Here is an 18,403-nt window from a genome sequence, read left to right on the forward strand (position 1 = left end):
GCCTTTATATAAGCATGTGCGCTTCAGGCCAAACGGAGCAATGGAATGGGGAGACAGTCGGCAGAGCAAAAAAGGCAAAAAAAGCCCGGCAGCTTTGCAGTAAAGGCCGACACAACCCACGGTTGTTTAAATATACAACAAGGTGCCATGCCTGTTTTTGAAAGCACTGGCCCAACAGGGCATCGTAAACGTATGCGCCAACGCGTGCTGGCGCAGGGGGCGGCTTCTCTGGCTGATTATGAATTGCTGGAAATGCTGCTGTATGTCGGCATTCCACGTAAAGATACAAAGCCGCTGGCCAAAAACCTTATCAATGTTTTTGGTTCTTTGCTGGCTGTGCTGGAAGCAGGGGAAGAAAATCTGCGCCAGATCAGCGGTGTTACACGCGCAAGTGCGGCAGTTTTGCAAGATATCGCCTATGTGGCAGACAGGTTGCCAGAAAGTGGTGAGGAAACACGCCAGTTTTTGGGAAACTGGGACAGCATTTTAGAATATGCAGATGTATATCTGGCAAAAGCCCGCAGAGGGCAGGTACGCGCTTTATTTCTGGATAGCCGTAACCAGTTAATTGCCGATGAAGCTGTGCCAGCCTTTTTGCATGAGGGACGCAGCCATGAGGCTATGGCCAGTATCCGGCAAGCGGTTGCGCTGGTTTTACAACGTGCGTTGGCTTTGCATGCCTGTGCGTTGGTAACGGTGGATTTGGTGGCAGAAGATCAAACGCTGGATCAGACCCTTGCGCAAAATGCACCTTTTGTAAGGGAATTACAGCGCAGTGCACCGCTATTGGCCGTAGAGGTGCATGACCATATTGCCATTGGATGTGGCGAATGGCGCAGCTTCAACCACCATACAGGGCCGAAATCTTGAAGAGCCCATCTGTGAAATCCGGAAAAAAGCCCACAAGTCAATTTGCTGATGCCACACATTTTCGGCTGAATGTTTCAGCTGCGGAAGCCATTGCCCTTCCGACTGAAATGTACAGTGGCACAGCGCCGGAACTCTCTGTAGAAGAAGAAACAGACCTCACTCTCTTATGCAGGTTGATAGCACAAGCGCAGCCACGCAATGCCAAAGCACAGGAACAGGCGCGCAATTTATTACATGAGTACGGAAGCCTTTCCGCAGTTATGGCGGCTATTAGCTGGCATGAGCCAAGTAAAAGCATAAAGGCGCTGCCAGAAGCGGTGCGTGTTTTGCTGATGTTGGCCCGTGAGGCAGGGTTGCGCATCCAGCGTGCAAGATTGCGCCGTTCTGGCATATTGGCCGATAGCACACAGCTTTATGCGTATTTGCGCGCTGTTATGGGGCCGGAAAAGCGTGAACAGGTGCGTGTATTGTTTTTGAACGACAAGCACGAACTGCTGGCCGATGATGTTATGGGGCAAGGCACTGTGGACCATACGCCTGTTTACCCGCGGGAGATTGTAGCGCGTGCCTTGCAGCTTAACGCTACTATGCTGGTGTTAGTGCATAATCACCCAAGCGGAGACCCAACGCCTTCAGCCGATGATGTGGTGATGACAACGCAAATCTGTGGTGCGGCAAAAATTATGAACATCCATGTATGGGATCATATTATTGTTGCCGGAGAAAAACTGTTGAGCATGCGTGAAGCGGGGTTTTTATAAGTACCCGGCTTCACGCATGCTTTAACTGGCGGCTTAGTCTTCTTCAGGTTCCGGGGCGGCTGTTTTGGTGGCCAGTGGCCCCAAGGCATCCTGAATACCCAGATTGCCGGGGAGTGCACCGTAGGGGAACAGAATGTTCACGTGCCCCATTTTGCGGCCAACGCGGGCTTCTGCCTTGCCATATAAATGCGGAATAAAGCCCTGAGAGGCCATAATCTGCGGCAACAGAGCCATATCTTCCGGCCCAACCAGATTTTTCATAATCGCATCAGAATGGCGCACTGCATGAGGCAGCGGCAGCCCTGCAACAGCACGAATGTGCATGTCAAACTGATCCTGCGGGCAGGCATTCATGGTCCAGTGGCCAGAATTATGGGGCCGGGGGGCCATTTCGTTCACCAGCAGGTTGCCGGTGCGATCAACAAACATCTCAACGCCCAGAATGCCCACCAATTCCAACTTTTCGGCAATAGTGGTGGCCAGTTTTACAGCCTGCGCAGCAATGTTCGGATCAATAGGGGCAGGAGCCAGTGTAAGGTCCAGAATGCCGTTCCAGTGCCGGTTGAGGGCAGGATCAAAACACCGCACCGTACCATCTGCACTGCGCACCACCATAACGCTGATTTCGCAGGCAAAATCCACCATACCTTCTGCAACCAGAGGGTGTGGTGCAAGAGCGTTAAAGGCCTCTTCCAGATCGTGGATATGATGCACGCGGCGCTGGCCTTTGCCATCATATCCATTGCGGGTGGTTTTGAGAATCAGCGGTAAGCCAACTTTTTCTGCGGCTTCATGCAGAGTTTTTTCATCCGTAACGGCATGCCACGGCGCTAATGGAATACCTGCAGAAGCAAAAAAAGTTTTTTCAGCCAATCTATCCTGGCTGATGCGTAAAATATGGCCCGAAGGATGCACAGGGCAGTGTTTGGCCAAAAGGTCCAACGCATCTGCACTGATGTTTTCAAACTCAAAAGTGACAACATCAACAGCACTGGCAAATGCATCCAGCGCTGCCGGGTCATCATACTTGCCGCATGTTACGGCTTGAGAAACCTGAGCCGCCGGGCCATTGGCCTCGGTTGTCAGAATATGCGTCCGAAACCCAAGGCGCGCAGCAGCAATGGCAGACATGCGGCCAAGCTGGCCACCACCCACAATGCCAATAACAGCATTGGGCTTAAGCGGAGAATGTGAGGAGGTCATTTATCTTCGGTAATGGGGGAGTTGGGAACAGAAGCTGTCTGCAATGCGCGCCATGTTTCAAGGCGTGCGGCAAGGGCCGGGTTATGTAGTGCCAGAATGGAGGCCGCCAGCAAGGCTGCGTTTTTAGCCCCGGAGGCACCAATAGCCAACGTGCCCACAGGAACACCGCCGGGCATCTGCACAATGGAAAGCAGGCTGTCCATGCCTTTAAGCGCGCGGGATTCTACCGGAACACCCAGAACGGGCAGGCGTGTCCATGCTGCACACATACCCGGCAGGTGGGCGGCCCCGCCGGCCCCGGCAATAATAACGTTTAGCCCGCGTTCGGCTGCCGTGCGTGCGTAATCCGCCAGCCGATCTGGCGTACGATGTGCTGAAACAATCAGAGTTTCGTGCGGGATTTCCAGCTCGGTCAGCAGTGCATCTGCATGGCGCATGGTTTCCCAGTCTGACTGGCTGCCCATGATAATCCCCACAACTGGGGCAGAGGCTGCTTTATCTTCTAAAGCATCGGAGGCAGAGGGCAGGGGGGCGGTTTCGCTCACGGTAGGTATCTATCCGGGTTTTCTAAAGTCTGAGACGGAATGGTTTAGGCGATATCATCAGGGATCAGAAGGCTTTCAACCTTGGTGATCTGATCTTTTAACAGGAGTTTACGCTTTTTAAGCCGCTGGAGATACAGTTGGTCAATAAAAGTGGTTTCATGCGCCATTCGGCTGATAACTGTATCCAGATCTCTGTGTTCACTACGCAGTTCATGCAGTTGGGCAAGCAGTAAATCGCGATCTCGCAGCATGATGTCCTGTCTCCTTCACCACTAATGCGGAATCGCGCGCCGGGTCTGGCGGCCCGCAGAGTGAATAGCATGCCCGAAGCAGTGTTTACCATGTAGGGGCCAGACACCAGCCAAGATTACAAAAAAACTTCCATGCTCAGGCTGCATGCCAGCAGGGCGCGATATATGAAATTAACATGAACTTTCTTATCCTCGGTACGCTAGCGTTTATGGGTCATCAATCGAGTGGAGGCACCCAAATGACACGCCTTTCAAGGATCGAGAGTCTTAAATCCCGCCATTTCCGTATTGATCAGAAAATTATGAGCGAAGGCGGACGCCCCAGACCGGACGAGCGCGTGCTGATGTGCCTGAAATTACAAAAGCTACGAATAAAGGAAGAAATAGAGCGCCTTTCGGACTGACGCCGTATCTGGCAACCTGAATGCATCTGAGGCAGAAAGAATGATCTTCTGCCTCAGGGCATAATTCAATCAGTTTTCGGGAGAGCTAAAGCTTTCCATATCTGTAACAGGTGCAGGAATTTCCTGCCCTTCGCGTTCCAGACGCATATTGGCGTCATGTACGGCAGCGTTCAGATCTGTCTGGCTGCACAGCCCCACGGTTACCGGATCACGCGGTTTGATGTTGGGGGTGTTCCAGTGCTGCTTGTTGCGCACTTTGGCAATGGTATCTTTGGTGGTGCCAAGCAGCTTAACAACCTGCTGATCGCTCAGCTGTGGGTAGTTGCGCAGCAGGAATGCAATACCATCCGGACGATCATGACGTTTGGCAACAGGTGTATAACGCGCCCCTTTGGAGCGACGGCGCACCGGGTTGTTGGAGGGTAGAATTTTCAGCCGCGCGTTGGGGTCTTTTTCACAACGCTGGATTTCTTCCTGCTTCAGCTGGTGATTGGCCACCGGGTCATAACCGACAATACCATGTGCCACTTCGCCATCAGCAATGGCCTGCACTTCCAGCGGGTGCATACCGCAAAAAGCGGCAATCTGTTCAAAACTGAGAGCAGTTTTTTCAATCAGCCACACAGCAGTTGCTTTGGGCATTAACGGTAGGGTCGTCATGTTTTTGTATTCCTGTCGTCGGGCGGCGCTTGCGCAGGCACCGGGAACTTGACGGCCCGGAACGTGTTCCGCAGGCCTGCGTGCCTGCCGGCGCGCATCTGTGCCACGATATGGGGGGAGTGGCTGCTTCAGGTCAAGCCGCAATACACATAACGGATCAATATTCTACACAATTAAATAAGGGGAAACCGCAGTTTCCCCTTTGCTAAGCCCATATGGAACGTATTGGTAAAACTTCAGCAATCAGGCTGCCGTGGCAATGGAATGCTGGGGCTGCTGCGGTGCCTGATTTTTCTGCTCGGTTGCTACCGCACGTTCTGCCGGTGTGGTGCTTACCGTTTTAACAGGAATACGTCGCGGCTTGAGTGCTTCGGGAATAATCTGTTGCACTGTAATGCGTAGAAGCCCGTTGTTCATTTCCGCGCCGGTCACTTCAACGTGGTCAGCCAATGCAAAGCGGCGTTCAAACGCACGGCGCGCAATTCCACGATGCAGAATTTCCCCTTCATCTTGCGGGGTATTCACACGGCCAGAAACAACAAGCGTGTTATCCTGCACCACCAGTTCGATATCTTCCGGCCCAAACCCGGCCACAGCCATGGTAAGCGTGTAGCTATCATTCCCTGTTTTGGCGATATCGTAAGGTGGAAAGCTGGAATTGCCCGGTGAACGGGCCGCAGAATCCATCACCTGAGCAAGGCGATCAAAGCCAATTGCGGTGCGGAATAGCGGTGTAAAATCGTAACTCATGTAAGAACCTCCTCGTTCAGCAAGGTTCTGCCGGTTTTGCCAAGACCCCCGAAGGCAATCTGCCCGGCAGCGTTTTTTGGCGGAAACCCCATATGCGGGCATTTCCTTACCCCTGAACGTGGAAAGCCCCGCGCTCTTTTTCAAGAGGCGGGGCTTTTCTGCATACGCAAAGAACTGAAAAATCAGCCTTTTTTGCGGGTGCCAATACCAGCAAAACGCTTGTTGAACTTGGCAACCTGGCCCCCGGTATCCAGCATACGCTGCACGCCTGTCCAAGCCGGGTGAGACTTGGTGTCAACGTCCAGACGGAGCGTGTCACCAGGCTTGCCGTAGCAGGAGTTCGTCTTGAATTCCGTGCCGTCAGTCATGACAACAGTGATTTCGTGATAATCGGGGTGAATGCCGGGTTTCATGAAACTGGTTCTTTCGTTACAGCAGAAAGGGCCCGATACCGACCGGGCCAAGATTGCCGTGCATATAAACGAAATGCGTATGCTGGATCAACCGTTCATTTTGCCTTGGTGGGCTTGATGATGAAGTGAAGCATATAATAGGCAAATAACTGCGGTTGTGCAGCATTTGTGCTACAGAATACCTCAAATATTAAGAAAAATGTGTCAATTCTGATACAAGGGCTTGAGGAAAAAGTGGTAAAACGGCTACCTCTGGGCAGATTTCTCAGTATTTAACAGGAATTTTTGTATGGCTGACCTTAAATCTCACGTCCATGCCCCGGGTTGGGTGGGCGAGTTCCGGGCATTCATCATGCGCGGCAATGTTGTTGATCTGGCTGTTGGTGTTATTATTGGTGCTGCATTTACATCAATTGTAAACAGCCTGGTAAAAGATATCTTCAACCCATTGATTGGTCTGCTTATCGGCGGGATTGATTTCTCCAACCTGTTCATCACGCTCAAGGGACCGCATCTGGCTACTCTGGAAGAAGCCCAGAAAGCAGGTGCTGTTACACTGAATATCGGCCTGTTCCTGAACGCCGTTATCCAGTTCCTGATTGTGGCTATGGCCATTTTCTGGATGGTGAAGGCTCTGACACGCCTGCATGTGCGTGAAGATGAACAGCCCAAGGCACCGCCGCCGCCTTCCAAAACCGAAGTTCTGCTTGAGCAGATTCGTGATGAACTGGCAGCCAATAACAAAGATCAGGCACCGCATCAGGGCTAATACGCTTTGTACCTGCCGCCATTGGTCTAAAATGGCGGCTGTGTGATCTGTTTCCGGAAAGTGGGATATGGGATATGCTTCTTATATGAAGCGCTCCCGATCCGGCTTTCCGGTTTTTTTTCGTTCAGCAGTAGGTGTTCTGGCCATTTTAGGGCTGGCAGGGTGCCAAAGCTCACGCGGGCTGAAGGTGCAGGAAACACCGCGCACGCTGCTGTACAGTTACGTGATAGCCAATGGCATGGCGCGCGGGCGGATGATGACAGAAGATCTGCCACCAGCCCAAGTGTTCAATATTATTACAACAGACAGAAACGCGCTTCTGGCCATTCTGGCGTTTCGGGATAAACCAACCCGGCGCACGCTGCGGCAGGCAGGCCATAAGGTGGAAGATTTTATTGGCGCGGTGGAACAGCCCACGCAGCCTCTTTCTCCCGCTTTGTCTGGCTCCATTCTTTTGCCGCCACCCACAACTCCCGGCTTCATGCGCTAGGTATAAAAAAACGGAGCAAGGTCTAGAACCCGCTCCGTTTTGTGTTGGCTTGATGCCGAAAAGAAAAATGTATTAGCTTTTCTGCTGTGCCGGGGCTGGGCCCGCCTTGGCACCACGTTTCAGCCTGCCTTCTCCCATAAACAGCAACAACGGTGCTGCAATAAAGATGGAGGAGGACGTACCCACCACAATGCCGAACAGCATGGTCCATGCAAAACCGGAAAGCGTAGCACCACCCCACAGTGCCAGTGGAAGAGCCGCCAGAAACACGGTGGAGGATGTGCCCAAAGTTCGGTTTAGCGTTTCGTTAATGGAAAGGTTGATCAGGTCTATCAGCGGCATGGTGCGATATTTGCGCAGGTTTTCACGCACGCGGTCATACACCACCACCTTATCATTGGTGGAATAGCCCAGAATGGTCAGAATGGCGGCCACCATAACAAGGTCAAACTCAAAACCGGTGATCACCAGAAAGCCCATGGTTTTGGTAAGGTCCAAAACCAGCGTAATCACGGCGCTAAGGGCAAATTCCCATTCAAAACGGAACCAGATGTAAACCAGAATCATGGCCAGGCTGAGCCCAAGGGCCAGCATGCCATTGCGGAACAGCTCAGCAGAAACAGAAGCGCCAACGGCATCTGCCCGCAGAATGGTGGTGCCTGGCTGTGCTTCCGTAACGGCGCGGCGCACAGTGTCTACCACGGCATCGGTATTCTGGTCATCACCCGCATCAAGGCGGATCAGCACATCATCGGGGGCCCCAAAAGCCTGAAGCGATGCGTGGGAGATATGCTGTGCCGCCAAAGCCGAACGCAGCTTGGCAAAATCTGCCGGGCCGCTGGTTTTGGCTTCCACCACAATGCCGCCCCTGAAATCCAGCCCCAGCGTGAGGCCGGGGTGGAAGAACAGAATGATAGAGGCAATGGAAAGCACGGCCGAGACAATAAGCCCCATGTACCGGCCACGCATGAAGTTGATCTGCGTGTCTTTGCGCACAAAACGCAGAAGAGGACGTCCGAACATAATGGCCTCGCTTCAGACAGGCAGGCTGGCAGGGCGCGGACGCGCATACCAGCGAGCCATAAGCATGCGGGGAAGCAGGATGCGTGTCTTTGCGCACAAAACGCAGAAGAGGACGTCCGAACATAATGGCCTCGCTTCAGACAGGCAGGCTGGCAGGGCGCGGACGCGCATACCAGCGAGCCATAAGCATGCGGGAAAGCAGCAGGGTGGTGAACAGCGTGGTGGCAATACCAATGGTAATGGTCAGCGCAAAGCCACGTACCGGCCCGGTGCCAAAGACAAACAGCATGACATGGGCCAAAAAGGCCGTGGCATTACTATCTACAATGGTGGAGGTGGCGCGTTCAAACCCGGTTTGCATGGCGGCCAGAGGTGTGCGCCCACGGGCCACTTCTTCGCGTATGCGTTCGTTAATCAGGATATTGGCATCCACCGCCATACCCAAGGTCAGCAGCATACCCGCCATACCCGGCAGCGTAAGTGTGGCTTCAAACAGAGAGAGAATGGCCACCATCAGCACAAGGTTGGCCAGCAGGGCAATATCTGCGTACCAGCCAAAGCGGCCATAAAACAGCACCATAAAGACCACAACCAGCAGGAAGCCAACGCCAAGGCTGAGAATACCGGCCCGAATGGAATCGGCCCCAAGGGATGGCCCAATGCTTCGCTGTTCTACCACACTTAAAGGTGCAGGCAGCGCGCCAGCACGCAGCATAAGCGCCAGATCCGTGGCTTTCTGGGCATCAAACCCACCCGTAATCTGCCCGTTGCCGCCCGTAATGGGGGTACGGATAACGGGGGCTTCAATCACCTTGTTATCCAGAACAATAGCAAAGCGTTTGCCAACATTGGTTTGCGTAACTGATGAGAACGCCCGCGTGCCAACTGAATCGAACGAGAAGCTAACAGCCCATTCGCCTGTTTGCTGGTCAATCACAGCGCCCGCGTTTGTCAGGTCTGTGCCGTCTACATCCACGTGGTCAAAAACGGGCAGGGGGCCACCTTCTGCCGGGTTGGCCATTGGCACAAGGCTGACACCCGGTGGCGGATATGTGGCGTGCAGCGGGTTGGAATCTACCAGCCGGAAGGTCATTTTGGCTGTGGTGCCCAGCAGCGCCTTGATCCGCTCTGGATCACTGATGCCCGGCAGTTCCACCACAATCCGGTCATCACCCTGACGGGTAATTTCGGGGTCAACAGCACCCGTGCCATCAATACGTCGGCGCACAATCTCAATAGACTGTGTTACCGCTTCCCGCGCGCGGGCCTTGATGGCATCAGCAGAAAGCACGAGGGCGATTGTGCCATCATCCTGCTTTTTTACGCTGAATTCATTGGGCACAACGCGGGGCAGTTTGTCCAGCGTAGCAACATCCGTATCAGCCTCAGCCGCATCGCGCGGTTGGAAGGAGACGGTGTTTTTGTCGGCATCCACGTTGATGTTCTGATAACCGAGCTGAGATTTCAGCAGGGTATCACGCGTGTTTTCCGCCAGTGTCTGGAGCCTGTCGTGCGTAAGGCTTTTAAGGTCAACCTGCATCAGCAGGTAAGACCCGCCCCGCAAATCCAACCCCAGATGGATCTGACGCCATGGTATGGAAGGGAAAGGCTTGCGCATACCGTTGGGTAGGCACAGCAGCAGGCCCAACAGGCACACGCCCAGCACCGAGGCCAGTTTGAGGCGGCTGTAATACATTCTCACCTGATCGCTTGCAGTTTTCTTGTCGGGAACATGCCGCCCCGGCAGGCGGGATGCAACCGTTGTGCTGCATTATTCGCGTTTCATACCTGTTGTATGGTCGCCACACCAAGATGTACGTGGTCAAACTGCATCAGTTTGCGGCAAGGCTGCCTGTTGTTGGGGGCGGCTTGCATTCGGCTGCGGGGGTGCTACGCCTGCATGCAGTCTTGTAGGGTACAAAAAGAAGGCGGATTTCATGGCTGAAACACTTAAGGTTGGCGTAATTGGAGCCGGACATTTCGGACGTTTTCATGCCTTGAAAGTGCGCCACGTTGCGCGGGAAACGCTTGTGGGGCTGTTTGACCCCGACAGCAAGCGCGCCGCCTTGGTGGCGAAGGAAGCCGGATGCCCCGTTATGCAGGATGTAGATACTCTGCTGGCTGCGTGCGATGCCGTAGTGGTGGCTGCGCCTGCGGAATTCCATTTTGAACTGGCGGTGCAAGCCCTGCGGGCTGGCAAGCATGTGCTGGTAGAAAAACCGATAGCCGCCACGCTGGAACAGGCCGATTTTTTGGTGACGCTGGCGCAGGAAAGCAGGCTGGTATGTCAGGTAGGGCATTTGCTGCGCTATTCTGCCGAGCACGACGCCATTACCCAGCGCATCACCCGGCCACTTTATATAGAGGCCACACGCATTGCCCCCTACAAGCCGCGTGGCACGGATGTATCTGTTATTCTGGATCTGATGATCCATGATCTGGATCTGGTTCTGGCTATTGTAGATAGCCCCATTGCGCAGGTGGATGCCTTGGGTGCGGCTGTCAGCTCCGCGCATGAAGATATTGCCAATGCGCGCGTGCGGTTTGAAAACGGCTGTGTGGCCACCATTACCGCCAGCCGCATTTCATTAAAAACAGAACGACGCATGCGTCTGTTTTCTGAGGAAGGTTACCTGTCCGCCGATTTCGTAAAGCGGGAGCTCACGATGATTGGCCGTGATCGCGGTTTGCCGTTGCCGGGAACGGGTGGATTCCGGCGCGAGCACATCACATGGAAAGAGCATGATTCGCTGTTGGCTGAGCACGAAGCTTTTGTTGCTGCGTGCCTGGATGGTGCCCCTGTGGTGGTGGACGCAAATGCTGGTCGGCGTGCTCTGGCGGCGGCTCTGGCCGTGGCAGATGGTATTGCCGAATCTCGCCGCCGGATGGAACTTTCCGGACTGATTCGGGCCGAATAAAACCGAACAGGAAACCGCGCCACAGAAGCGGGAGAAAACCGCCAGTTTCAAAATTTCAAGCCCCTTTTTCTGGCTTTGTGTGTAAAATTTCACTAGATATAGGGGGCGAGATAGAGCACAAGCACGAGATATGGTGCGGAGGCATAGCCCCCCATCTGACCCCAAAATTGACGCAGAAAATAGCGGAGTAACCCAGCCATGACCCTGATTGACGTACAGGAAAATGACATTCGTCGTTCCTCGTCCGGGGGCGCAGAAGCTGGGGAGCCCGATCTGTTCAACGCTGGTAAGATGGAAGATATGGTGCAACTGCCCGGCCACCATCAGGTGCGGGTGGATCGCTCACGTGATGCGCTGCTGACACCTTTTGGCAAGGCTACGCTGGATAACCGTTACCTGCTGCCGGATGAAGGGTATCAGGATCTGTTTGGCCGTGTGGCCTCGTACTATGGGGCAGATGCCGCCCATGCCCAGCGTATTTATGATTACATCAGCAAGCACTGGTTCATGCCGGCAACGCCTGTTCTGTCTAACGGCGGAACATCACGCGGCCTGCCTATTTCGTGCTTTCTGAACGAGGCCAGCGATAGCCTGAAGGGCATTGTTGACCTGTGGAACGAGAACGTCTGGCTGGCCAGTAAGGGCGGCGGCATTGGCTCCTATTGGGGCAACCTGCGCTCCATTGGTGAAAATGTTGGCCGTAATGGGAAAACATCGGGCGTTATTCCGTTCATCCGCGTGATGGATAGCCTTACGCTGGCTATTTCTCAGGGTTCTTTGCGCCGTGGGTCTGCTGCGGTGTATCTGCCGGTTTGGCACCCGGAAATTGAAGAATTTATCGAACTGCGTCGCCCCACAGGGGGAGATCCCAACCGTAAGGCGCTGAACCTGCATCATGGCGTGCTGGTGTCAGATGCCTTCATGCGGGCGGTGGAAAGTGATGATGAATGGGCGCTGATTTCCCCCAAGGATGGTAGCGTTATCCGCAAGATTTCTGCCCGTGGGTTGTGGATCCGTATTCTTACGGCCCGCATGGAGCAGGGCGAGCCCTACATTGTGTATTCTGACCACGTGAACAACGCGCGGCCGGAACATCACAAGCTGGCCGGATTGGAAGTGAAAACCTCCAATCTGTGTTCCGAAATTACGCTGCCAACCGGGATCGATCATCACGGCAAGGCGCGTACGGCTGTGTGCTGCCTTTCCTCCCTCAATCTGGAAACGTGGGACCAGTGGAAAGATAATCCGCAGTTTATTGAGGACGTGATGCTGTTCCTCGATAACGTGTTGCAGGATTTTATTGATCGCGCGCCAGAAGACATGCACCGCGCCAAATATGCGGCCATGCGTGAACGTTCTGTTGGGCTAGGTGTTATGGGGTTCCATAGCTTCCTGCAAAGCCGCAACGTACCGTTTGAAAGCGTGGTAGCAAAAGTCTGGAACCGTAAGATTTTCAAGCATATTCGTGAGCAGGCGGATGCTGCATCCTGCAAGTTGGCGGAACTGCGCGGCCCATGCCCGGATGCTGAAGAATACGGTATTATGGAACGCTTTTCTAACAAGATGGCCATTGCGCCCACGGCGTCCATTTCCATTATTGCTGGCAATGCCAGCCCCGGAATTGAGCCCATTGCGGCCAATGTGTTCTTGCAGAAAACGCTTTCCGGCTCCTTCACGGTGCGTAACCGGCATTTGCAGAAGCTGCTGGAAGAAAAAGGGCAGGATACGCCTGAGGTGTGGTCTTCCATCACCACCAGCAAGGGCAGCGTGCAGCATCTGGATTTCCTGACCCAGCAGGAAAAAGACGTGTTTAAAACCGCGTTTGAGCTGGATCAGCGTTGGGTGGTGGAACATGCAGCAGACCGCCAGCCGTTTATCTGCCAGGCACAGTCCGTCAACCTGTTCCTGCCTGCGGATGTGCATAAGCGGGATCTGCACCAGATCCACTACATGGCTTGGAAAAAGGGCCTGAAATCTCTGTATTACTGCCGCAGTCTGTCTATCCAGCGTGCAGATACAGTCAGCAATGTTCTGGCCAAGAATGACGTGATGAATGTGGATTCATCTCAGGCATCGTCAGGTTCCGCATCAAGCGGGAATGACTACGAAGAATGCTTGGCCTGCCAGTAAACATTGGCTGCTAACAAACTGTTTATAAAAGAAAAATGACGGCCTCACGCGTGTTGCCGTCAAGGGAGGCAGCATGAGCGAGCATATGTCTGGTCAGGAGCCGCAGCAGGAACAGAAGTTTGACCTGCTGACAGCCAACCCGGTTTACAAGCCGTTCCGCTATCCGTGGGCGTATGATGCGTGGCTGACGCAGCAGCGCCTGCATTGGCTGCCGGAAGAAGTGCCTCTGGCTGATGACGTGAAAGACTGGCACCGCGTTTTAAACGAAGGTGAGCAGCATCTGGTCACGCAGATTTTCCGCTTCTTTACCCAGTCCGATGTGGAAGTGAACAACTGCTACATGAAGCACTACAGCCGTGTGTTTAAACCCACGGAAGTGCTGATGATGCTTTCAGCGTTCTCTAACATCGAAACTATCCATATTGCAGCGTACAGCTACCTTCTGGATACGCTCGGCATGCCCGAAACCGAGTATTCCGCTTTCCTTAAATATAAGGAAATGAAGGATAAATACGATTACATGCAGACGTTCACTGTGGACAGCAAGCATGAAATCGCCAAAACGCTGGCAGCCTTTGGGGCCTTTACAGAAGGGCTTCAGCTTTTTGCATCCTTCGCCATTCTGCTGAACTTCCCGCGTTTCAACAAGCTCAAGGGTATGGGGCAGATTGTGTCATGGTCTGTGCGTGATGAAACACTGCATTGCCTTTCCATTATCCGCCTGTTCCGCGTGTTCATTCAGGAAAATCCTGAACTGTGGACAGAGCAGCTGCGTACGGAACTGACAGATATCTGCCGTACCATTGTAGAGCATGAAGAGGCCTTTATTGATCTGGCCTTTGAAATGGGTGCTGTAGAAGGGCTGAATGCGGATCAGGTGAAAACCTACATCCACTTTATTGCAGACCGTCGCCTGACCCAGCTTGGGCTGGAGCCGATTTACAACACCACAACCAACCCGCTGCCGTGGCTGGACGATATGTTGAATGCGGTGGAACACACCAACTTCTTCGAAAACCGCGCTACGGAATACAGCCGTGCCTCCACATCCGGCACGTGGGAAGAAGCCTTCGAAAACTCAGTTTTCGAATAAGCAGGTTACAGCCCCGGCAACGGGGCGCCTTCTTCCAGCACTGTGCGGGCAGTAGGGGTAAAAGCTCCGTCTGCCTCGTGCAGCACCAGCCCTGCCAGAACACGGGCAGGGCTTTTTACGCCCTTACGGGCCTGCACCAATACAATGCGCGATTCCCGCCCTGCCTTTGGCCAGAAGGGATACAGCGTAACGCCGCCAAATCCAGCTTTGCTTAGGCAGAAAATGGCTTGGTCAGCCAAAGCAGCGGGCAGGGCAAGTGTAAGGCTGCCTTTATGGCGCAGGATTCGGGCAGCCCCCTCAATCCATGTAGGTAAAGTATCTGCCCCCATACGCCGGGCCAGATCACGCCGCGGGTGTGCCGAAGCCGTACCTAAAGGCGCATGCCACGGCGGATTCGCCATGCAGTGGTCAAAATATTGTTCGGGCTGTGGCGTATCTGCCAGAAAAACATCGGGAAATGTGGCGTTCAGAATCCTGATATTCTGTTGCTGGTTGGCGGCCATGTTTTGCTGGGCCAAGGCTGCCGTATCGCTTTCTTTTTCCACGCCCGTGCCATGAATGGTGGAAATGCGGTGGAGCAGGCAAAGGAGCCCCGCCCCAGCGCCACAGCCAATTTCCAGCACATGCTGGCCTGTGCGGGCCGGTACGGCGGCGGCCATAAGCACGGGCTCCAGCCCTGTGCGGTAGCCTTGCAGAAACTGACTATAGGAGATACGGCCACGCAAAAGCGTTCCGGAAGTAATGGCAAAACGAGCTGGCATGGTTTCCGATGGGAGCTATGTGTCTGGCTGGCTTGAATTCGTAGGCGCTTGACCGTTTTTCAGGTGCCTCGCATATAGAAGAACGTCAACTCATCCCATGGCTGGGGGATAAAACGTTTGGGTGTTGCAATCAGTCTGTCAGAAACAGGCAGAACCACAAGCCAGGATGGATCTGGAGTTTCAGTGAGTAAACCAGGAGAAGCAGGCCTGAAAGCGCTGGCCGATTATCTTGCGTCGGACATGCTTGCCTGCAATCAGGTCATTGTAGACCGTATGCAAAGCCCCGTGGCACTTATACCGCAGCTTGCGGCCCATTTGGTGGCGGCTGGCGGTAAGCGGCTGCGGCCGTTGCTCACTCTGGCTGCGGCCAGAATGTGCGGCTACAACAATCAGGACGGGCGTATGCGGCATGTAGAAATTGCCGCGTGTGTGGAATTTATTCACACAGCTACGCTGCTGCATGATGATGTAGTGGATGACAGCCAGCTCCGGCGTGGGCTGGCCAGTGCCAATGCCATTTTTGGCAACAAGGCTTCCGTGCTGGTGGGGGACTTCCTGTTTGCGCGGTCTTTCCAGATTCTGACGGCCGATGCCTCGCTGGGTGTGATGGCGATTCTGTCTGCGGCTTCTGCCACGCTGGCGGAAGGTGAGGTCATGCAGATGACCACGCAGAACGATCTCTCCACATCGGTGGAACAGTATCTGCAGGTCATCTACGGCAAAACCGCTGCGCTTTTTGCAGCTGCGTGCGAATCTGGCGCTGTTATTGGTGAAGCCACACCAGAACAGCGTGAGGCATTGCGCATGTATGGTGCCAATTTGGGCATGGCTTTCCAGCTTGTGGATGATGCGCTGGACTATGCGGCAGATCAGGCCACGCTGGGCAAGGAAGTAGGGGACGATTTCCGTGAAGGAAAAGTCACTCTGCCTGTTCTGGCGGCTTATGATGCAGGAGATGAGGAAGACCGCATTTTCTGGCGCCGGGTGATTGAGGAATGTGATCAGCACCCCGGAGATCTGGAAGCTGCGCTGGACCGTATTGCAAAAACAAATGCAATTGGGATTACCCTGAAATGTGCGGAAGATTACGCAGCCAAGGCGCGTGAAAATCTTTCCATGTTCCCGGATGACACATTGAAGAACTTGTTGCTGGAAACAGCCAGCTATTCTGCCAGCCGCGAACGTTAAAAGCGGCTGTGTATTAGGGGCTGGCTATTACGGAGGTGTAATAGCTGGCTTCTACCTCATTCATATCTTCCCATAATGTGGCGGCACTGAACCTGTAAGGTTTTAAGTGCGTGAACAGGGCTTGGTCATCCGGCAACGCCGTAAACCATGCGCAGGGATGTGCGTGGGCTTTTTGTGGTAAATGAGCCAGAAGGTTACAGGTATGCCGTGCCACGGCGGGGGCAGGGTCTAGCCATGTTAAACCGGGCGGGGAGAGCGCACGCAGGCGGTCCAGCACAAAGGTATAATGCGTGCAGCCAAGGCCTACGGCATCCAGCTGGTTAGAATCCGGGTGAACAAACAGCCCTTCAATTTCTTGCAAAATCGTAGAATCAGGCACGTCCTGCCCACGGAAGGCCAATTCCGCACAACCGGCCAGACCGGGGGCCGCGTGGGCAATAAGTGTACATTCCGGCGCGTAAAGCGCATGGAGCCGAGAAAGGTAAGGCCGCCGCACAGTTGCACGCGTGGCCAGCAGCCCAATCACCTTTGTTTGGGTTATACGTGCTGCCCAACGTATGGGCGGAACACACCCTACAAAAGGCATATCAGGCCACGCAGCGCGTAAGGCTTCCAGCGCCAATGTGCTGGCAGTGTTGCATGCCACCACCACAGCTTGCGGCTGGAGCCGCCGAATAGCCTGAGAAAGCAGGGAGACGATTCGCTCAATCAGAAAATCGTCGTCCTGTTCGCCATATGGAAAAATGGCGGTGTCGGCCAGATAATCTATGCAGATATCTGGTGCCAGCGCTTGAATGGCCCTGACAATACCCAAGCCCCCAATTCCGGAATCAAATGCCAGAATATGCCGGGGGCCGGAAAGGGCAGGGCCATCTATCTGCACCGTTTTATTTATCCTTGTTGGCTTTAAATGCAGCTGCTTCTTCCAAGGTGCCAACGCCACCGTGGCGGGCAGACCACGCACAAGGATCTTCCAGAAAACGCCGCACTTCAGATGCAGCTTCTTCAGAGAAGTATGGCCGTGTGGAGCATGCTTCCAGCACATCCCACCATGTGCACAGGGCGTGCAGGGAGACGTTCATTTCTGCCAGCGTGTTCTGCGCGCCGGGGAAAACGCCGTAATAAAACACAACAAATGCGTGGTTGATAATGGCGCCAGCATTGCGCAGTGCGTTGGCAAACTGCACTTTGGAGCCACCATCGGTGGTCAGATCTTCCACCAGCAGGGTGCGCATGTTTTCGGGCACATCGCCTTCAATCTGGGCGTTGCGGCCAAAACCTTTTGGCTTTTTGCGCACGTAAGCCATTGGCAGCATCATGCGGTCTGCCATCCATGCGGCAAACGGAATACCTGCGGTTTCACCACCCACAACGGCATCCAGGCTTTCATACCCAACGTGGCGGCCGATTTTTTCCACCCCAAGTTCCATAATTTTGGCACGGGCACGGGGGAAGAAGATAATGCGGCGGCAATCAATATAGACCGGAGATTTCCAGCCAGAAGTCAGGGTATACGGGTCTTCCGGGCGGAAATTTACGGCTTTGATTTCCAGCAGCAGGCGTGCGGTGGTCAGGGCCGCGTCGCGGTCCCAGTCGCTGGTCTCAGCGGGGTGGGCAGAGGCCACGCCTGAGGGTGATGTCATGTGCGCATGTCCTTGAATTTGGCGGTTGTCTATATATGTTTGGAATAACGCCGCGGGCGTGGAAAATCCATGCCTGATATGGCAGTTTTCCTGCATATGCATGCCAGATAAAGATGTGCGCGGCATATGAGTGAAAAACTTGTGATGTTCAAAAGCTCCAGAATTGATTTTTGCACCTTGCTTATATGGCGGATGTAGCGTTTAATCATTCCCAGTTAAGATTGATTATCAGTTAAGGAATATGCCGTGGCCGCCGAAGCTAATCGTATCGCGCGCAAGTGTGAGCGGGCCGTTATAACGGCTTACAAGGAACTGCGCGAAGTTGGGACAGCGGATGTTACGGCATTTAATGCCTGCACCACTTTGTACCGCATTCATCATCCTGAAGCATCAGTGAATGAGGCGCGCCGCCTTGTGTCCGAATGGATTGATCATCACGTTGTCCGTATGGATTCCGGGCCAACCAAAGGGTGTGATTGCAACTAACACACCAAGGGCGTAGCCCAATGTCATCAGGCGCATGTTCCGCAA

Annotated in this window: 21 protein-coding genes; 10 read left to right on the plus strand and 11 right to left on the minus strand. The window is 54.0% G+C overall.

Annotation, left to right across the window (positions count from 1 at the left end; all coding sequences use genetic code 11):
• Positions 1-45: 45 nt before the first annotated feature.
• Positions 46-870: a JAB domain-containing protein gene (locus tag APA10_RS13480; protein WP_003628658.1), complete on the plus strand. Its 825-nt coding sequence runs from the start codon at positions 46-48 to the stop codon at positions 868-870.
• A gap of 11 nt (positions 871-881) precedes the next feature.
• Complete coding sequence (locus tag APA10_RS13485) at positions 882-1,631, plus strand: JAB domain-containing protein (protein WP_003628660.1); 750 nt, start codon at positions 882-884, stop codon at positions 1,629-1,631.
• Positions 1,632-1,664: 33 nt separating this feature from the next.
• On the opposite strand, the gene APA10_RS13490 is transcribed toward APA10_RS13485, so the two are convergent.
• The 3 genes from APA10_RS13490 to APA10_RS13500 are packed head-to-tail and all read right to left on the minus strand — an operon-like array spanning position 1,665 to position 3,630.
• On the minus strand, positions 1,665-2,834 hold the full coding sequence (locus tag APA10_RS13490; protein ID WP_003628662.1) for a 5-(carboxyamino)imidazole ribonucleotide synthase: 1,170 nt from the start codon (positions 2,832-2,834) through the stop codon (positions 1,665-1,667).
• Positions 2,831-3,379 (minus strand): 5-(carboxyamino)imidazole ribonucleotide mutase, encoded by a 549-nt coding sequence (purE, locus tag APA10_RS13495; RefSeq protein WP_003622939.1) that lies wholly within the window; start codon positions 3,377-3,379, stop codon positions 2,831-2,833. Before purE ends, APA10_RS13490 begins: the two co-directional genes overlap by 4 nt.
• 44 nt (positions 3,380-3,423) lie before the next feature.
• Complete coding sequence (locus tag APA10_RS13500; RefSeq protein WP_003622940.1) at positions 3,424-3,630, minus strand: YdcH family protein; 207 nt, start codon at positions 3,628-3,630, stop codon at positions 3,424-3,426.
• Between the two features lie 239 nt (positions 3,631-3,869).
• Between APA10_RS13500 and APA10_RS13505 the strand changes: the two genes are divergently transcribed.
• Complete coding sequence (locus APA10_RS13505; RefSeq protein WP_003622942.1) at positions 3,870-4,034, plus strand: YdcH family protein; 165 nt, start codon at positions 3,870-3,872, stop codon at positions 4,032-4,034.
• A 69-nt stretch (positions 4,035-4,103) separates the two neighbouring features.
• Here the strand turns inward: APA10_RS13505 and APA10_RS13510 are convergent, their stop codons facing one another.
• From APA10_RS13510 to rpmE, 3 genes are all read right to left on the minus strand, one after another.
• Complete coding sequence (locus APA10_RS13510; protein WP_035362084.1) at positions 4,104-4,694, minus strand: DUF1013 domain-containing protein; 591 nt, start codon at positions 4,692-4,694, stop codon at positions 4,104-4,106.
• 243 nt (positions 4,695-4,937) lie between these two features.
• Positions 4,938-5,444 (minus strand): Hsp20 family protein, encoded by a 507-nt coding sequence (locus tag APA10_RS13515; RefSeq protein ID WP_035365587.1) that lies wholly within the window; start codon positions 5,442-5,444, stop codon positions 4,938-4,940.
• A 182-nt stretch (positions 5,445-5,626) separates the two neighbouring features.
• A complete protein-coding gene (gene rpmE / locus APA10_RS13520; protein WP_003622947.1) occupies positions 5,627-5,857 on the minus strand; it encodes a 50S ribosomal protein L31 in 231 nt (76 codons plus the stop codon).
• 289 nt (positions 5,858-6,146) lie between these two features.
• Between rpmE and mscL the strand changes: the two genes are divergently transcribed.
• Both mscL and APA10_RS13530 read left to right on the plus strand, forming a co-directional pair.
• Positions 6,147-6,626 carry a large conductance mechanosensitive channel protein MscL gene (mscL, locus tag APA10_RS13525; RefSeq protein WP_035365590.1) on the plus strand — a complete coding sequence of 160 codons (480 nt, stop codon included), beginning with the start codon at positions 6,147-6,149 and terminating at the stop codon, positions 6,624-6,626.
• 67 nt (positions 6,627-6,693) lie between these two features.
• Positions 6,694-7,116: a hypothetical protein gene (locus APA10_RS13530; RefSeq protein ID WP_003622950.1), complete on the plus strand. Its 423-nt coding sequence runs from the start codon at positions 6,694-6,696 to the stop codon at positions 7,114-7,116.
• 72 nt (positions 7,117-7,188) lie between these two features.
• Here the strand turns inward: APA10_RS13530 and secF are convergent, their stop codons facing one another.
• Positions 7,189-8,139: a protein translocase subunit SecF gene (gene secF, locus APA10_RS13535; protein ID WP_003628668.1), complete on the minus strand. Its 951-nt coding sequence runs from the start codon at positions 8,137-8,139 to the stop codon at positions 7,189-7,191.
• A gap of 136 nt (positions 8,140-8,275) precedes the next feature.
• The gene (gene secD, locus APA10_RS13540; RefSeq protein ID WP_196218997.1) at positions 8,276-9,841 is read right to left on the minus strand and encodes a protein translocase subunit SecD; all 1,566 of its coding nucleotides are present in this window, start codon (positions 9,839-9,841) and stop codon (positions 8,276-8,278) included.
• 235 nt (positions 9,842-10,076) lie between these two features.
• On the opposite strand from secD, the gene APA10_RS13550 reads away from it, so the two are divergent.
• The 3 genes from APA10_RS13550 to APA10_RS13560 all read left to right on the plus strand — a co-directional run bounded on the left by APA10_RS13550 (position 10,077) and on the right by APA10_RS13560 (position 14,280).
• Positions 10,077-11,057: a Gfo/Idh/MocA family protein gene (locus tag APA10_RS13550; RefSeq protein ID WP_003622954.1), complete on the plus strand. Its 981-nt coding sequence runs from the start codon at positions 10,077-10,079 to the stop codon at positions 11,055-11,057.
• 198 nt (positions 11,058-11,255) lie between these two features.
• Positions 11,256-13,187, plus strand: coding sequence for a ribonucleoside-diphosphate reductase subunit alpha (locus APA10_RS13555; RefSeq protein WP_003628670.1), 1,932 nt, complete (start codon positions 11,256-11,258; stop codon positions 13,185-13,187).
• 73 nt (positions 13,188-13,260) lie between these two features.
• Positions 13,261-14,280 carry a ribonucleotide-diphosphate reductase subunit beta gene (locus APA10_RS13560; RefSeq protein ID WP_003622956.1) on the plus strand — a complete coding sequence of 340 codons (1,020 nt, stop codon included), beginning with the start codon at positions 13,261-13,263 and terminating at the stop codon, positions 14,278-14,280.
• A 5-nt stretch (positions 14,281-14,285) separates the two neighbouring features.
• On the opposite strand, the gene APA10_RS13565 is transcribed toward APA10_RS13560, so the two are convergent.
• Positions 14,286-15,041 carry a tRNA1(Val) (adenine(37)-N6)-methyltransferase gene (locus APA10_RS13565; protein ID WP_003628674.1) on the minus strand — a complete coding sequence of 252 codons (756 nt, stop codon included), beginning with the start codon at positions 15,039-15,041 and terminating at the stop codon, positions 14,286-14,288.
• Between the two features lie 117 nt (positions 15,042-15,158).
• Here APA10_RS13565 and APA10_RS13570 point away from each other — a divergent pair, with 117 nt between their 5' ends.
• Entirely contained in the window at positions 15,159-16,229 is a 1,071-nt protein-coding gene (locus APA10_RS13570; protein WP_003622958.1) for a polyprenyl synthetase family protein, read from the plus strand.
• Between the two features lie 13 nt (positions 16,230-16,242).
• Here the strand turns inward: APA10_RS13570 and APA10_RS13575 are convergent, their stop codons facing one another.
• Positions 16,243-17,112, minus strand: a complete 870-nt coding sequence (locus tag APA10_RS13575; RefSeq protein WP_003628676.1) for a glutamate racemase — start codon at positions 17,110-17,112, stop codon at positions 16,243-16,245.
• Positions 17,113-17,116: 4 nt separating this feature from the next.
• Positions 17,117-17,872 (minus strand): orotate phosphoribosyltransferase, encoded by a 756-nt coding sequence (locus APA10_RS13580; protein ID WP_012812827.1) that lies wholly within the window; start codon positions 17,870-17,872, stop codon positions 17,117-17,119.
• A 246-nt stretch (positions 17,873-18,118) separates the two neighbouring features.
• Between APA10_RS13580 and APA10_RS13585 the strand changes: the two genes are divergently transcribed.
• The gene (locus tag APA10_RS13585) at positions 18,119-18,358 is read left to right on the plus strand and encodes a hypothetical protein (RefSeq protein WP_003622965.1); all 240 of its coding nucleotides are present in this window, start codon (positions 18,119-18,121) and stop codon (positions 18,356-18,358) included.
• Positions 18,359-18,403 lie beyond the last annotated feature (45 nt).

The organism is Acetobacter pasteurianus subsp. pasteurianus LMG 1262 = NBRC 106471, from assembly GCF_000285275.1.
GTDB classification, from domain to species: Bacteria; Pseudomonadota; Alphaproteobacteria; order Acetobacterales; family Acetobacteraceae; genus Acetobacter; species Acetobacter pasteurianus.